The sequence below is a fragment of the Micromonospora sp. U21 genome (assembly GCF_018070045.1).
In the GTDB taxonomy this organism is placed as follows: domain Bacteria; phylum Actinomycetota; class Actinomycetes; order Mycobacteriales; family Micromonosporaceae; genus Micromonospora.
Genome location: NZ_JAGPYK010000010.1, coordinates 119,709 through 135,528, shown reverse-complemented (window position 1 = coordinate 135,528; position 15,820 = coordinate 119,709). Strand labels below are relative to the sequence as shown.

Here is a 15,820-nt window from a genome sequence, read left to right as displayed (position 1 = left end):
ATGGCTAGGGCCTGGGTCAAGGTCCTCGGTCGAGCCGAGGCGGAGTCCAGGCGGCGTCCGGCAAGCCCTCGGGCCCGGGCACGGATCGCGGCGTTCCTGCTCGCCCTCGGCGTACTGGCCGGGGCCTCCCTCACCTGGCCGCTGATCGGCGCGGAGGCGGCTGCCGCCGCCCCGCCCGCCGCCGCCCAGGCCCGCGCCGACCTCTGCACGACCGCGGAGTGGCAGGCCGACTTCCGGGCCTGTGTGGCGAAGCTCAAGGAGGTCAGCGAGGACGAGGTCACCTGCCGCAACGCACCGACCCCCGGCACTCCCGACTCCGGCCTCGCCGGCTGGTTCGCGGCAGCGCCACCGGCAGAGGCGGCGAACGGAGTCGCCGGCCGCTACAGCCTCTACGGCTACGCGGGTTACAGCTATACCACCTACGACATCGGTGGTTGCGCATCAAGCGTGCTGCATCCCGACTACAAGTTCACCACCACGATTGCCAATGGCGAATTCATGGCCGCAACCGCGATCATCGGTGCATCAAACGCGCTCAGGGAGCGTGCCTGGAATCCAGGATCGATGTGGGGCTGGGCTGATCCTCTGGTAGACAAGGCAACCAAAGCCGTCTACGAGAAGGTATTCAGCGTCTTCGGCATCGTCACGCTCTGCGTGGTGGGGCTCTACCTGCTTTGGCGGTCTCGCCAGGCGGACATGAGCAACGCCATGACCACCGCTGGCTGGGCGCTGCTGGTCATGGTCGCGGTCACCGCGCTCGCCGCATGGCCGGTGAAGTCAGCGAACGTTGCCGATGGTGCGCTTGTCACCGGCCTGGGAGTGGTACACGACGCTGTGGGGCCGCAGGCGAAGGAGCCGGCGCCAGGACGGTGCATCGACCCTAGTCGCTGCAAGGACCTCCGCACCCCTGCCGTCCGAGCCAGCGACACCGCTACCGACACCATGCTGTACCGAAATTGGCTCCGTGGGGTGCTGGGTTCTGCGGATAGTGAGACCGCGCGTAAGTACGGCCCCGCCCTTTATGACGCACGGTCTCTAACCTGGGGCGAAGCTCAGTCCATGCGCGCTAATCCGGAGACGCGGAAGGCGACGATCAAGGCCAAGCAGCAGCAGTGGGCGCGAGTGGCCCAACAGATTCAGGACGAGGACCCGGAGGCGTACGAGTACCTCCAGGGTGTGCGGGACATGGAGCGGGTGGGTGCCGGGTTCATCGCGGTGCTGGCGTCGGTGCTGTTCGCCATGTTCGATCTGACCGCGTCGCTGCTGGTCCTGCTGGGCTTCCTGATCTTCCGGTGGGCCGTGATCGCGGCACCCATCCTGGGCACCGTCGGTCTGCTCCGACCGGCGAGCGCCGGGCTGCGGCGGCTCGCGAACGCCGTGGTCGCCGCGGTCTTCAACATCGCCATCTTCGGCACCGGGGCAGCGATCTACCTGTTCGCGGTCGACCTGATCATGAGCACACCCACCCTGCCCGGCTGGCTCCAGGTGGTGCTGGTCTGGCTCTGCGGGGTGGTCGGTTGGCTACTGCTGCGGCCCTACCGGCGGATCACCCAGCTCGGCGGCAAGGACAGCAGCGAGGCGGTCAGTTCGGCCGGGTCCTGGCACCGCCGGTTCTTCCGGGACATGCGGACCGCCGCGCGGCTGGACGTGGCGGAACCGGGCGGCACGGCGGAGCCGGTGGGAGGCCGCCGCCGCTCACCGGTGGCGGAGCAGACCACGCTGCGCCCGGAGGCGCGGCGGGAGGACCCGGTCCTGGCACCGACCACCCCCGTCGAAGGCTCGCGTTCCGGCGCGGGGCGTCCGGACGGTCAGGAACGCGCGGAGGACGCGCCGAAGGAGGAGACCGGTGGCCGGGGCCGGCCGGTCGCGCCTAAACCCCGTCGCCGGCAGCCAGCGAGCTGGACCGAGCCGGACGTGCCAGCCGAGAACCCGTCGTTCGTGGTCTACCGACCCGGCTCCGCCGAACGTGCGCCGGACCGCGCCGGACCGCGGGTGCGCACAGAGGCACGGTGACGGCGATGCGACGGGCTCTGGAGTTTCTGTTCACCCGGGTCCTGCGGTCCCGACTGGGGGTGGCGCTGGTGATCGCGGTGCTCGTCTTCGGCGTGCTCGGGGCGGCCCGGCTGGTCGCCGGCCCGGCCGATCCGGCGGACGGGTTGAGCAGCCGTCCGGACCGGCCGATCACCACCGTGGACCCGACGGCCGGCGACGATGGTGCGATCTCCACCGAAGCTCCGCCGTCGCCGGTGACCCGGCCGGGCGACCGCACGCCCGAGCAGACCGCCGACCGGTTCACCGCGGCCTGGATCGGCCGCCCCGGGATGACCGCCGAACAGTGGCAGGCCGGCCTGCAACCGTTGTCCACAGCGGCGTTGACCGAGAAGCTGGCCGGCGTCGACCCCGCCGGTGTCCCGGCCGAGGAGGTCGCCGGCCCACCGGCGGTGCGGGCGCGCACCGAGACGTTCGTCGAGGTGCTGCTGCCCCTCGACACCGGCCGGCTGCGGCTGGAGTTGGTCGCAGCGGATGACGGCTGGCTGGTCGACGTGGTGGATTGGGAGCGGCAGTGAACGCCGGCAGCGGCGGCGCCTTCCGCCGGCCGGTACGGGTCGGTGTAATCGCCACAATCCTCACCGGGGTACTGCTCCTGCTCTGCTGCACCGGGGGGACCGCGGCGTTCTTCCTCAGCGGACTCGGCGGGGACCCGGAGGACGCGGACACCCTCATGGGCCGGGGCTGCGGCCCGGTCCGCCCGGTGGACATCGCCGGTGAGCTGCCGCGGTTCACCGAGTACGGCGACGCGCAGATCCGCAACGCCGCCATCATCATCAAGGTCGGCCAGGACCTGGGGGTGCCGTCGCGGGGTTGGGTGATCGCCCTGGCCACCGCGATGCAGGAGTCCGCTCTGCGCAACCTGGCAAACACTGGCGTGCCCGCGTCACTGGCCCTGCCGCACGAAGGGGTCGGCGCCGACCATGACTCGCTGGGCCTTTTCCAGCAGCGGCCGGGGTGGGGAACTGCCACCGAGCGGATGACTCCCGCGTACACGGCCCGCAAGTTCTACGAGAAGCTGGTCAAGGTGCGGAGCTGGCAGCGCCGACCACTGACGGTGGTGGCACAGCAGGTCCAGATCAGCGCCTATCCGGACGCGTACGCCAAGCACGAGGAGTTGGCCAGCCGGATCGTCGACGCGCTGGCGGGTGGCGCGGCGCGCACGATCGAGATCAACGGCAAGGCGGTGTGCAACGCGGCCGAGCGCGGCCAGATCGCCGCCTCCGGGTGGACAGCACCGATTCCGGGCGACGTCGGCTCCGGCTTCCGTACCAGCAGCCGACCCAGCCACAACGGGGTCGACATCGGGGCGGCCAAGGGCACCGAGATCCGTGCCGCCGCCGCCGGCCGGGTGCTGGTCGCACGCTGCGACCCGGACGACCGCGGCCGGAAGGACTGCGACGTGGACGGGCACCCCGGCAAGGGGGGTTGCGGCTGGTTCGTCGACATGCTGCACGCGGGTGGCTACATCACCCGGTACTGCCACATGGTGGTCCGTCCCCGGGTGTCACCCGATCAGATCGTGCCGGCCGGCGAGGTGATCGGGCAGGTCGGCAGCAGCGGCAACTCGTCCGGCCCGCACCTGCACTTCGAGGTGCACCTGCGCAACGACCGCACCAGCCGCGGCGCGATCGATCCGGTCCCGTTCATGCGCGAGCGGGGCGCCCCGCTGCGCAGCGCGGAGTGAGGCCACCACGGGCATGACCGGACCGCTGCCGGACCCGTTCGCCGACCAGCCCGACTGGGCGCCCCGGCCACCCCGGCCACTGGCGATCGTGCCGGCCACCGAACGGGTGGAGCTGCGCGGGCGACGGGTGCTGGTCGGGCTGCCAGGGCTGGGCTGGCGGGGCGACCTGCGCGCGGACGACCGGGTGGTGCAGGGCGCCCGGACCTATGTGCCGGTGATCCCCGAGCACGAGTGGTACCGAGCCGAGACCGACCAAGTCGAGGTGTTCGCGCCGCTGGTGCCGGTCGATCGGGTCTGGGTGGAGACGGTCGGAGACCGGCCGGGGACGGACGACACCCGGGGCACCGGCATCCGGCTGGTCTCGCTGGACGGCCCGGCCCACCGGTCCCCCACACCGGTCTTCGAGGCGGATGCCGTCACCGGGCGCCGGGTCGTGCACGTCGAGGGCGCTCTGGAGCACCGCGACCTGCGGGCGGTGACCGAGACCTACTCGGGCGCCGAGGGAGACATCTGCGTCCGCATCACACCCGAGGTGGAGTGGTACCGCTGGGCCTGGCGAGGCCAGGCGCCCTCCACTCTGGAGGTTCCCGTCCATTTGCTGTGGATCGAGTGAGAATTCAGCCGACTCTGGCACCGGCGCAAACGCGCCAGCCCTCCCTCTCTTGCACGTCAAATTGCCACGTATCGGTCAGGCTCTGCTGGACTCCGTCTATCGATGCGCTACGGCGGATGACAGCAACAACCGATGCATCAGCAGGACCGTCCTTCGAAACAGCGACGTTCTCGATGTTGATCGAGAACGATACGTTCAACTCCTGCTCTCGCCGTACCATCTGCGCGCCGAACTCTTCCAAGGCGGGAACCGCTCCGTCGCAGGTGAACAGCGTCGCCCTGTTGGGATCGCGGGACACGAGTGCTGCCTGGAGATAATTGACCACCACCACGTCGGGCGCGCTGCGGTCCGGGGTAGAAGCGCGGTCGTACAGCACATAAGCGGTGGCCACCGCGCCCAGGCAGAGCAGGGCGAGAACGCCCCCGACCACCGTCAGCACGGTGCGCGCCCGGCGGCGTGGCCGCTGCGGCGCTGGCGCGGCCGGGGCCGGCGGCAGCTGCTCGGACGGCGTCCGCTGGGCCGGTACGCGGGAGACCTGGGAACCGGCGGGGGGCTGCACTGATTCCACCCCCTGAAGCTAACGGCTGGACGCCCCGGAGCCAATGCCTCAAGTCCAGCGGATCGTGACGGACCCCTGTCCATCGGTGACATCCCCGACAACACCGGCGCACCGCCGTGGCACCTCCCGGAGGAGCGGCCCCGGCTGGGATACCGTCTCTGCTCAGGGAGGGGTTGCCAACCTCGGGCAGAGGGGGTGGACGCGGTGGCCGGTCCGAAGGCACGCACGAACCGCGCCGCAGCCCTGCACCGGCGGGCTGCGGCCGTCGCGACCGCCGCGGCCGGCATCCTCGACGAGACCCGACCTGCCCCCGCCGATCAGCGCCGCCAGTACGACCTGGCCGACCGGCTGCGGGCGGTCGCCGCGCGGCTGGCCCCGGGATGGTCGGGGGCCGCCCTGGACTCCCTCACCGTTGACTCGCCGGCTGGCGACGGCCCGCCGCCCTTCGTGCGGGTCGGCACCGCGGCGCCACTGGACGACGCCCGCTTTCCCGCGCTGGTGCCGCTGGTCGGCACCGGGCACCTGAGCGTGGACACCGACGCCCGGGAACCGCGGGTGGCGGGGTTGCTTCGGGCTGTGCTGCTGCGGTCCCTGGCGGCGGCACCGGCGGGTGCGCTGCTGGTGCGCGCGGTGGACGCCACGGCGGGCGTGCTCACCCCGTTCGGGGCGCTGGCGGACGCTGGCCTGCTGCCGCCACCGGCGGTGGACGTGGCGGGTCTGCGCGCGGTGCTGACCGAGGCGGAGCAGTGGGTCACGCCGGGGGCGAGCGGGCGACGCCGGCATGACCGGACACTGCTGCTGGTGGTCGCCGCGCTGCCGGAGCTGACCGGGCCTACCGACCTGGCACGGATCGAGGCGTTGGCCGAGCAGGGGCCGGCGGCCGGGCTGCACCTGGTGGTGGCCGGCTGGCCTCCCGCCGGCCCGTACGCGGCCCGTGGGCCACTGCCGCGTGCCACCCCGCTGGTGCTGCGCAACGCGTACGCGCTGCTCGGTGACCCGCCGGGGGCGTCCTTCGCCAGCCCTGGCGCCGACCCGCCGGGCGGGTTGAACTCACCGGTCTTCGTCGAGGCGGACCCGCCGGCGGACCTGGTCGACGCGGTATGCCGGCGGCTCGCCGCTCAGGTGGAGGCGGGTTCCCGGTTGGCCCTGGCGGATCTGCTGCCGCCGACGGGTGAGCGGCTGTGGGAGTCGGATTGCGCGGACGGGTTGACCACGACGGTCGGTGATGCCGGGGGCCGCCCGGTGCCGCTGGGTTTCACCGAGCTGACCCCGCACTGGCTGGTCAGCGGCCGGTCCGGTGCGGGCCGCGCGGCGTTCCTGACCACCGCGCTGCTCGGGCTCGCGGCGCGGTACGGCCCGGACGACCTGGCGCTCTACCTGGTGGATCTGGGCGGCGGCGAGTCCTTCGTGGAGTTCCTCCAGACCGAGCGGGACCGCTCCTGGATTCCGCAGGTGCGGGCGGCCGCGATGGCCGCCGATCGGGAGTACGTCCGGGACCTGCTCGATCAGTTGACGGTCGAGGTGCAGCGCCGGGCCGAGGCCGGCGGGCGCGCCGGTGGGCAACGCTTCGCGGAGCTGCGCCAGCATCGGCCGCTGCCCCGGATCGTGTGCGTGCTGGACAATCTGCCGCTGATCTTCGCCGAGCGGGACCGGCTGGCCGCCGAGGTGGCCGCCCAGCTGGATGGGCTGGCTCGCGCCGGCCGGGCGTACGGCGTGCACCTGGTGCTGGCCGGCGCGGGCGAGCTGGGGCTGAGTGGCCGGGCGGACACCGGGCACCGGGATTCGGTGCTCGGCCAGTTCCCGGTGCGGGTGGCGCTGCCGGGCGGCGGGCCGGTGCTCGAACCGACCAATGACTCGGCCGCCGGCCTTCCGGTGGGTAGCGCGGTGGTGAACACCGCTGGCGGGCTCGGCGGCCCCCGGGGCGCGATCCGAGGTCACGAACGGTTGATCCGCCACCCCGATCCGCAGGACCACCCGGAGGTGGTGGATCGACTGCGGCACGAGCTGTGGACGGCACGGCCGGCCGGGTCGGTGCCGCCGGTGGTGTTCGCCGGGTACGCCCGTCCGTTGTTGGGTAACGATCCGCGACACCGGGCGGCGTTGGCCGGCCAGGCGCACGGGCCGGCGGCCCTGCTCGGCCGGGCGGTGGACGTGGCCCGCTCGACGGTCGCCGTACCGCTGGGGCCGGCGGCGGGGCGCAACCTCGCGGTGCTGGGGTCCGGCCCGGCGGCCGGCGGGCTGCTGGCGACGGCGGCGCGGAGCACGGCGGATCACCACTCGCCCGGCACCGCCCGGTTCCTGGTGGCGGCGCCGGACCCGGGTTCCCGGCAGCTGGCGGAGGCGTTGACGGCCGAGTTGGCGGTCCGTCATCCGGCCACCCTGGTGGACCTGCCGACGCTGCTCGCGGACGCGGACGGGGAGCTGCCGACCTACCTGGTCGTCTTCGGCCTGGACCGGCCGGGGCCCCGCGAGCTGCCGGTGGACCGGCTGCGCGCTCTGCTGCGGGACGGGCCGCCGTCGGGTCGGCACCTGCTGGGCTGGTGGCGGGCGGTGCCACCGTTCGCCGCGTTGCTGGAGCCGGAGGGCGAGGTGGACAAGCTCGCCGCCGTGGCCGTGCTGGACGTGCCGGCCGCCCAGCTGGCCGCAGTCTTCGGTCGGCCGGTGGAGTGGCGGGCCCGTCCCGACCGGGCGGTGCTCTGGGACGGGCCGGACGAGCGGGGCACGGTCCTGGTGCCGTTCGCCGACGAGGCCGGGTGATCCGGTGATGCGCGCGGGGGGTGTCGGGATGGGTCCGAACGCGACGGTGACCGGGCCGGGACGGCAGCGGGCCGCCGCTCCGGACGGGGGCGTCGCGCCGGCGGGCGCGGAGACCACCACCACGGCCTGGTCGGAGTATCTCGCCGCGGCCCGTCAGCTGGACGGGGTACGTCGCAGCGCGGCGGCCGCCGCCGGTGAGCAGGCCCGCTCGGCGGAGGCCGCCCGGGAGGAGCTGACGGTGGTTCGCACCGGGCTGGCGAGCCAGCAGGAGCGGCTGCGCGAGCTGAGCGTACCGGCGATCTCGCTGGTGCCGTCCCCACCGGAGCTGAGCGAGGCGGCCCGGTCGATGGTGGGCGGCCCGGCGGCCGTGCTGGCGGCACTGCGGGCCGCGCGGGGGCGGGCCGAGGCGGCGGACGCGGCGCTGGCCGCGCGTGGTCGATTCCGCCTTGGGTCCTGGTCGGCGCGGGGACGCAACCTCCTGGTGTACGGGCCCTTGGCGCTGCTGGTGCCGCTGATCCAGGTCGTGGTGTTCGTGGCGACCGGAACGGGCCCGGCCAGTGTGGCGGCGTTGATCTGCGGTCTGCCGATGCCGGCGGTCGCCTTCGTCGCCGGCTGGGTGGGCATCGGCCGGGTGTTCCGCGCCGGCCCCGGCGAACGGCTGGACCGTACGGTGCGCTTCGGTGCGCTGGTCTGCCTGGTGCCGGCGGTGCTGGTCACGGCCGGCCTGTTGCTGGCCCTGCTGGCCGGCTGACCGGTCAGGAGGCGGGCAGTCGGCGGAAGGCCCGGCCGGATACGGCGAGCCGCGGAGACGGAACGACCGGCCGTCCCGGGGTGGGTCGGCCGGCCGTCGACGCGTCCGGGTGTCAGCGAGGGATGATCAGCGCCATCGCCTCGGCCCGCGACTTCGCGTCGTGCTGCAGGGTGCCGCGTACGGCCGACGTGATGGTCTTGGCACCCGACTTCTGGATGCCGCGCATCGCCATGCACATGTGCTCGCACTCGAGCACGACGACGACGCCGCGTGGGGCGAGTTTGCTCATCAGCAGATCGGCGACCTGCGAGGTGAGCCGCTCCTGCACCTGCGGCCGACGGGCGAAGACCTCGACCAGCCGGGCCAGCTTGGACAGGCCGGTGATCCGTCCGTCCGGGCCGGGAATGTAGCCGATGTGCGCACTGCCGCGGAACGGCAGCAGGTGGTGCTCGCAGAGGCTCATCACGTCGATGTCCCGGACGATCACCAGCTCTTGGTGGTTGGCCTCGAAGGTGGTGCTGAGCACCTGGGCCGGGTCGACCCGCAGGCCGGCGAAGAGTTCGGCGTACGCCCGGGCTACCCGGGCCGGCGTCTGCTGGAGCCCGTCGCGGTCCGGGTCCTCCCCGACGGCGATCAGGATCTCCCGGACCGCCTTCTCGATCCGGCCCAGGTCGATCGCGTCCTCGACCGGGCGGCCGGTCAGCTTGCCGCTGATCAGCCGTGCGGCCACGTAGTCCAGCCCGTCGTCGCCGTCGGGCTCGGTCGCGGAGACGGCCAGCTCCCGGTGGGGGGAGCTGGCCGTCGGGTCGGTGCTCAGTGCGTGCCGTCCGAGTTGTTGGACGAGGCGCCGCCGCCCACCGACGCCTGCGCGCCGTCGGCCTCGGCCTGCGCCTTGAGCTTGTCCTTCTCCGCCGGGGTGAGCACGGGCGGCTCGGTGGAGGGCTGGCGCTTGCCGAAGCCGTTGTACGGCACCAGCGGCGGGCGCTTGACCACCCGCGCGCAGATCCGGGCCATGTCGGCGGTGGAGAGAGTTTCCTTCTCCATCAGCTCGAGCACGATGTTGTCCAGGACGTCCCGGTATTCCACCAGGATCTCCCAGGCCTCGTCGTGCGCCAGCTCGACCAGTGCCCGCATCTCGCCGTCGATCTCGGCGGCCACCGAGTCCGAGTAGTCCCGCTCGTGACCCATGTTGCGGCCGAGGAACGGCTCGTCCCCGCTGGTGCCGTACTTGATCGCACCGAGCTTGGAGCTCATGCCGTACTGGGTGATCATCGCGCGGGCCAGTTGGGTGGCCTTCTCGATGTCGTTGCCAGCACCGGTCGTCGGCTCGTGGAAGACCAGTTCCTCGGCGGCGCGACCGCCCAGCGCGTACGCCAGGGTGTCGATCATTTCGGCGCGGGTCTGGGTGTACTTGTCTTCGGTCGGGAGCACCAGGGTGTGGCCCAGCGAGCGACCACGGGACAGGATCGTCACCTTGTGCACCGGCGCGGCGTGCGGCAGCGCCCAGGCGACCAACGCGTGGCCACCCTCGTGGTACGCGGTGATCTTCTTTTCCTGGTCGCTCATCACGCGGGTCCGTCGCTGCGGACCCGCGATCACCCGGTCGATCGACTCTTCCAGCGAGTCGTTGGAGATCGCGCGCTGATCCTTACGGGCGGTGAGCAGGGCCGACTCGTTGATCACGTTGGCCAGGTCGGCGCCGCTGAAGCCCGGGGTACGCCGGGCCACCGAGTCGAGGTCGACGTCGGGGGTGAACGGCTTGCCCTTGGCGTGCACCCGCAGGATGGCCTTGCGGCCCTCCATGTCGGGGGCGTCCACCGGGATCTGCCGGTCGAACCGGCCCGGGCGCAGCAGCGCCGGGTCGAGGATGTCCGGCCGGTTGGTGGCCGCGATCAGGATGACCCCGCCCTTGGTGTCGAAGCCGTCCATCTCGACGAGCAGCTGGTTGAGCGTCTGCTCGCGCTCGTCGTGACCGCCGCCCATGCCGGCGCCACGGTGCCGGCCGACGGCGTCGATCTCGTCGACGAAGACGATCGCCGGAGCGTTCGCCTTGGCCTGCTCGAACAGGTCACGGACCCGGCTGGCGCCGACACCGACGAACATCTCCACAAAGTCGGAGCCGGAGATGGAGTAGAAGGGCACCCCGGCCTCGCCGGCGACCGCGCGGGCCAGCAGGGTCTTGCCGGTGCCGGGCGGGCCGAACAGCAGCACGCCCTTCGGGATCTTGGCACCCAGGGCCTGGTACTTCGCCGGGTTCTGCAGGAAGTCCTTGATCTCGTGCAGCTCCTCGACGGCCTCCTCGGCACCCGCGACGTCCGCGAAGGTCGTCTTCGGAGTGTCCTTGGTGATCATCTTCGCCTTGGACTTGCCGAAGTTGAGCACCCGGGAGCCGCCGCCCTGCATCTGCGACATGAAGAACAGCAGCAGGAGCACGAGCAGCGCGATCGGCAGCAGGTTGACCAGCAGGCTCACCCAGATGCTGTCCGACGAGACCTTGGCGTCGGCCGGGCCGGTGACCCGGTTGGCCGCCTTGGCGTCCAGCACCTCGTTCCAGACTTCGTCCCCAACCTGGTACGGGAACTGGGCCTCGATCTTGTTGGTGGTGGTCTCGCCGAACTTCGTCTTCTGGGCCAGGTCCAGCTGGAGCGTCTGCTCCTTGTCCTGGAAGACGACCTTATTGATCTTGGCGGTGTGGAGCTGGTCGAGCGCAACGGAAGTGTCCACGCGGTGGTAGCTGGGACCAGCGGTGAACAGCTGACTGAGCACAACGGCGCCGAGGATGACCAGGATGATCCAGACCACCGGTCGGCGGAAGAAACGCGTACGTTCCATACTGTTGTCGAGCGCCGGAGCGCCCGCATCCTCCTGATCGACGTCCTGACCGTCTGATGGTGTCGCCGCGGTTGAGCGGCGGCCGGAGCCGCCGTGCGGGCCGGCCTCGGCCCCGAGGCGCGGAAACTGCCGCGCCGCGGTCATTCGACGGTACACCGTGTACGCGAGGAGTGAGCTTGCGAGCCCCGCACTCGGCACACCTTCGCGATCGACGGCGCGCACTGTGGGCAGGCTCACCAGCCCTCACCGATACGTACAGCGGGTCCGGGCAGAAGCCGGCGTGGCGGAGAGTCCGGCCCGACCACCCGAACGCCCGGTCACGCGGTCGAGGGGGTCGGGCGCGGATTAACCTCCGCGCCACCGGGCTCCACGGTAGCCGGAACAGCTGAGAGCGCGCTGAACGTCGGCTTGACGGATGCCGATGCGAGTTGATCTCACACCGCGGGCGGGCCCGGCGGTTGTGGCTCCGGCCGGCGTCAGGACCGGGCGTAGACCTCGGGCTTGAGCACCCCGACGTACGGCAGCTCCCGGTAGCGCTCACCGAAGTCCAGGCCGTACCCGACCACGAACTCGGTCGGGATGTCGAAACCGACGTACTTGACCGGAACCGGCACCCGGACCGCGTCCGGCTTGCGGAACAACGCGACCACCTCGACGCTCGCCGCGGAGCGGGACTCCAGGTAGCGCAGCAGCCAGGAGAGCGTCAGGCCGGAGTCGACGATGTCCTCGACGACCACCACGTGCCGGCCGGCGATGTCCCGGTCGAGGTCCTTGAGGATGCGGACCACCCCGGAGGAGGTGGTGCCCTGGCCGTAGGAGGAGATGGCCATGAAGTCGAGTTCGGCCGGGGGACCGTTGCGGCCCAGTGCCCGGGCGAAGTCCGCCATGAACATCACCGCGCCCTTGAGCACGCAGACCAGGAGCAGTCCATCGCCCACGTGGGCGTAGTCGGCGGAGACCTGTTTGGCCAGTTCCGCCGTCTTTTCGCGGATCTGCGCCTCAGAAATGATCACGTGGTCGATGTCGGCGTCGTACCAGGAGCCGTCAGCCATGACTCCTAGCCTGCCGTACGTCGGATGGCCTCCGTCGGCGGGGCCGCACCTTTTGGCGCGGTCCCGCCGGGGATTTTCGCCGCAAAGGCCACCAAACACATCAGCTGGTACGGGACCGCCAGCGGCGGCCGTCGTCGCTGGGCTTCCAGTCGGCCGAATCGCGGCTGTCCGTGGTGAGGCCGGCCGCCGAGGCGGCGGCGAGAAGGATCACGAACAGGAGGAAGAGCAGGAACTCCATGGCGGCGCTCGCTTTCGCATGGTTGCTGTCGGTTTCGCCGCCGGTGCGCACCGGACTGGGACCAGTCTGCGACGACTCGCACCGACCGGACAGTGGCAGGGATGCCACTGGTCATCGATTTTCTGCCACCTGTCGGGTTACCCTCGTCACATGCTTCGCTCCGTGGCCGTCCTCGCCCTCGACCAGGTCGCCCCCTTCGAGCTCGGCGTGCTCGCCGAGGTCTTCGGCACCGACCGCACGGCCGACGGTTTCCCCGGTTACCGCTTCCGTGTGTGCAGTCCGGACGGCGCACCCGTGCGCACCTCATCCGGCTTCCACCTCACCCCGCACGCCGATCTCGGCCCGGTGGAGGACGCCGACCTGGTGGCCGTGCCCGCGCACAGCCAGGGCACCACCGTTCCCGGCCCGGTGCTCGACGCGTTGCGCCGGGCCGACGCGCGCGGCGCGTACCTGTTCAGCGTCTGCTCCGGCGCCTTCCTGCTCGGCGCGGCCGGGCTGCTGGACGACCGGGAGTGCACCACCCACTGGCGGTACGTCGACGAGTTGCAACACCGGCACCCACGCGCCCGGGTGCGCTGCAACTCCCTGTACGTCCAGGACGGTCGGCTGCTCACCAGCGCCGGCACGGCGGCCGGCATCGACGCCTGCCTGCACCTGGTCCGCCAGGAGCACGGCTCGGCCACCGCGACCCGGCTCGCCCGGCGGATGGTGGTCCCGCCGCACCGCGACGGCGGCCAGTCGCAGTACGTGGAAGCGCCCATCCCGAAGGCACCCGAGGCGCCCACCCTGGAGCCGGTGCTGGAGTGGCTGATGGGACACCTGGACCGGACGATCACGGTGGAGGAACTGGCCGCCAGGGCGGGCATGGCACCGCGTACGTTCGCCCGCCGGTTCCGGGCCGAGACCGGCACCACCCCGCATGACTGGCTCACCAACCAGCGGGTGCTACTCGCCCGGCGGCTGCTGGAGGAGACCCCGTTGAGCGTGGAGGCGGTCGCCGACCAGGCCGGCTTCAGCGACGCGGCGGCGCTGCGCCACCACTTCAGTCGCCGGGTCGGCGCCACCCCGCACGGCTACCGGACCACCTTCCGCGACCGGGCGCACAGCGGCTGAGACCAGCCGACCCGATGCACCACCCGCACGGCCGATCAGGTGGGGGCCACCGGCGCCAGCCGGTCGGCGCGGCGGAGCACCCGGACACCGCCGGGCAGGTCGGTCGGGCCCTGACCGTGCCACCCGGTGACCAGGGCGTCCAGCGCGGCGACGTGCCGGTACGACAGGGCACCCGGCGGGGCTCCCAGCTCGCGCGCCCACGCGTGCAGCACCCGGCCGCGTACGGCGGGGGCCAGGCCGACCAGTACCGGCACCCGGAGCCCACCCCCGGGATGCCGGGCCGCCGCCAGTGCCGCCTGCGCCACATCGTCGAGGGCGGCGTTGTCGGCCGCCACCAGCCGGGCGGTACGCGCCAGATTGTCGAGTACGTCCGGCCCGAGCGCCCGCACCAGCGCCGGCAGCACGTCGGCCCGCACCCGGGACCGGGCGTACGACGGATCGGTGTTGTGCGGGTCCTGCCACGGGCTCAACCCGAGCACCTCACACGCGGCGCGGGTCTGCTCTCGACCGATCTCCAGCAGCGGCCGCAGCAGCGGCACCCCGGACAGCTCCCGCCGGACGGGCATCCCGGCCAGCCCGCGCGGACCGGCACCCCGGGCGAGGGCGAGCAGCACCGTCTCCGCCTGATCGTCGCGGGTGTGCCCGGTGAGCACCGCGACCGCGCCGTGCTGCCCGGCGATCTCGGTCAGCGCCGCATAGCGGGCCTCCCGGGCGGCCGCCTCCGGTCCACCCGGTCTCCCGGCCACCTCCACACGGACCGCGGTCGCCGGCATGAAACCGGCCTCCCGGGCCCAGGCTGCCACCGCCTCGGCGCGCTGCGCCGAGCCGTTCTGCAGGCCGTGGTCGACGGTCACCAGGCTGGCGGCACGACCCAAGCGGGGCGCCACGAACGCGGTGGCCGCCGCCAGGGCGAGCGAGTCGGCGCCGCCGGAGCAGGCGACCAGCACCGGCCCACCGGACGGCAGACCGGTCAGCGCGCGGCGGACCGCCACCCGGATCGCGGCCACCGACGGAGCGAGCGCGGCCACCGGCGGATGGTCAGCCGGCGGCCGGGAAGGTGCCGGCCGGGCCGTGCACCCGGGCCACCCAGGCGTCCGGATCGCCCAGCTCGGAGAGCCGGGGCAGGGTGAGCGGCGAGTTGAAGATCGAGTTGAACCCGTCCATGCCGACCCGCTCGACCACGCCGTGCACGAACTTGCGCCCCTCTGCGTACTGGCGCATCTTGACGTCCACCCCGAGCAGCCGGCGGATTGCCTTCTCCAGCGGGTTGCCCGCCTCGCGGCGCCGGTTGAACGACGCCCGAATCCGCTCCACGCTCGGGATCACCTGCGGGCCGACGCCGTCCATGACGAACTCGGCATGCCCCTCCAGCAGGGTCATCAGCGCGGTGAGCCGGTCCAGCACCGCCCGCTGCGCCGGGGTCTGCACGATGTCCAGCACGCTGGTGCGGCTCTCCGGGTCGCGGACCGCGTCGGACAGGGTGGCCACCCCACGCCGCAGCCGCTCGACCAGGTGCTCGCCGCCGCTGGACGAGGCGTCCACGAACGCCTGCACCTCGCTCAGGAAGTAGGCCCGCATCCACGGCACCGCGGTGAACTGGGTCCGGTGGGTGACCTCGTGCAGGCACACCCAGAGCCGGAAGTCCCGCGGGTCGGCGCCGAGCTTGCGCTCCACCTCGACGATGTTCGGCGCGACCAGCAGCAGCTGGCCCGGGTCGGCGGAGAAGACCTCGTACTGGCCGAGCACCCGGCCGGAGAGGTAGGCCAGCACGGTGCCGGCCTGCACCCCGGTCAGCCGGGACCCGATCGCCTCGGTCAGCGCGCCGGGCCGCTTGTCGCCGGAGAGCCGGCTGACCAACGGGGTGATCACCTCACGTAGCCCGGCGATGTTGGCGGCGGCCCAGTCCCGGCGGTCGACCACCCGCACCGGCGGGTGCGCCACCTGCGCCCGCAGCCCCGTGTAGTCGGCCACGTGCCCGGCTGCCTCGTCGGTCAGCCGCCGCAGGTCGCCGACCACGTCGGTGGCCTCGGTGTACGACACCCGGGGGCCCGACTTGCTCAACGCCCCCGCGGTGGCGGCGGCCAGATCCCAGTCCACGAACTGCGCCATGGACCCACCGTACCCGCGCCGCAACACCCTGGCCCGGGCTCGCGACGGCGCTCGCGGCGT

14 protein-coding genes are annotated in these 15,820 nt (G+C 72.5%); 7 read left to right on the top strand and 7 right to left on the bottom strand.

The genetic code is table 11. The features are described from left to right. From KBX63_RS16075 to KBX63_RS16060, 4 genes are read left to right on the top strand one after another with little or no spacing between them, the layout of a single operon-like run. Positions 1-2,013, top strand: a complete 2,013-nt coding sequence (locus tag KBX63_RS16075) for an MFS transporter (RefSeq protein WP_247662457.1) — start codon at positions 1-3, stop codon at positions 2,011-2,013. Next, entirely contained in the window at positions 2,010-2,567 is a 558-nt protein-coding gene (locus KBX63_RS16070) for a hypothetical protein (protein ID WP_210912047.1), read from the top strand. The genes KBX63_RS16075 and KBX63_RS16070 overlap by 4 nt, the downstream gene beginning before the upstream one ends. Then, on the top strand, positions 2,564-3,736 hold the full coding sequence (locus tag KBX63_RS16065; RefSeq protein WP_210912046.1) for a M23 family metallopeptidase: 1,173 nt from the start codon (positions 2,564-2,566) through the stop codon (positions 3,734-3,736). Before KBX63_RS16070 ends, KBX63_RS16065 begins: the two co-directional genes overlap by 4 nt. 13 nt (positions 3,737-3,749) lie before the next feature. Continuing rightward, positions 3,750-4,349 carry a hypothetical protein gene (locus KBX63_RS16060; RefSeq protein WP_210912045.1) on the top strand — a complete coding sequence of 200 codons (600 nt, stop codon included), beginning with the start codon at positions 3,750-3,752 and terminating at the stop codon, positions 4,347-4,349. Between the two features lie 4 nt (positions 4,350-4,353). Here KBX63_RS16060 and KBX63_RS16055 read toward each other — a convergent pair whose 3' ends face one another. Next, a complete protein-coding gene (locus KBX63_RS16055) occupies positions 4,354-4,908 on the bottom strand; it encodes a hypothetical protein (RefSeq protein WP_210912104.1) in 555 nt (184 codons plus the stop codon). A 195-nt stretch (positions 4,909-5,103) separates the two neighbouring features. Here KBX63_RS16055 and KBX63_RS16050 point away from each other — a divergent pair, with 195 nt between their 5' ends. Continuing rightward, a complete protein-coding gene (locus KBX63_RS16050; RefSeq protein ID WP_210912044.1) occupies positions 5,104-7,665 on the top strand; it encodes an FtsK/SpoIIIE domain-containing protein in 2,562 nt (853 codons plus the stop codon). Positions 7,666-7,693: 28 nt separating this feature from the next. Next, positions 7,694-8,416, top strand: coding sequence for a hypothetical protein (locus KBX63_RS16045; RefSeq protein ID WP_210912043.1), 723 nt, complete (start codon positions 7,694-7,696; stop codon positions 8,414-8,416). Positions 8,417-8,528: 112 nt separating this feature from the next. Here the strand turns inward: KBX63_RS16045 and folE are convergent, their stop codons facing one another. The 4 genes from folE to KBX63_RS16025 form a co-directional block, all read right to left on the bottom strand. Continuing rightward, complete coding sequence (folE, locus tag KBX63_RS16040) at positions 8,529-9,194, bottom strand: GTP cyclohydrolase I FolE (protein WP_210912103.1); 666 nt, start codon at positions 9,192-9,194, stop codon at positions 8,529-8,531. A 35-nt stretch (positions 9,195-9,229) separates the two neighbouring features. Next, complete coding sequence (gene ftsH, locus KBX63_RS16035) at positions 9,230-11,248, bottom strand: ATP-dependent zinc metalloprotease FtsH (protein WP_210912042.1); 2,019 nt, start codon at positions 11,246-11,248, stop codon at positions 9,230-9,232. Positions 11,249-11,724: 476 nt separating this feature from the next. Continuing rightward, entirely contained in the window at positions 11,725-12,300 is a 576-nt protein-coding gene (gene hpt, locus KBX63_RS16030; RefSeq protein ID WP_074315138.1) for a hypoxanthine phosphoribosyltransferase, read from the bottom strand. Positions 12,301-12,400: 100 nt separating this feature from the next. After that, on the bottom strand, positions 12,401-12,589 hold the full coding sequence (locus tag KBX63_RS16025; protein ID WP_210912113.1) for a hypothetical protein: 189 nt from the start codon (positions 12,587-12,589) through the stop codon (positions 12,401-12,403). Between the two features lie 99 nt (positions 12,590-12,688). Between KBX63_RS16025 and KBX63_RS16020 the strand changes: the two genes are divergently transcribed. Further along, complete coding sequence (locus tag KBX63_RS16020; protein ID WP_210912041.1) at positions 12,689-13,651, top strand: GlxA family transcriptional regulator; 963 nt, start codon at positions 12,689-12,691, stop codon at positions 13,649-13,651. Positions 13,652-13,686: 35 nt separating this feature from the next. On the opposite strand, the gene tilS is transcribed toward KBX63_RS16020, so the two are convergent. Next, positions 13,687-14,679, bottom strand: a complete 993-nt coding sequence (tilS, locus tag KBX63_RS16015) for a tRNA lysidine(34) synthetase TilS (RefSeq protein ID WP_210912040.1) — start codon at positions 14,677-14,679, stop codon at positions 13,687-13,689. A 10-nt stretch (positions 14,680-14,689) separates the two neighbouring features. Beyond that, the gene (locus KBX63_RS16010; RefSeq protein ID WP_210912039.1) at positions 14,690-15,760 is read right to left on the bottom strand and encodes a zinc-dependent metalloprotease; all 1,071 of its coding nucleotides are present in this window, start codon (positions 15,758-15,760) and stop codon (positions 14,690-14,692) included. Between the last annotated feature and the right edge of the window lie 60 nt (positions 15,761-15,820).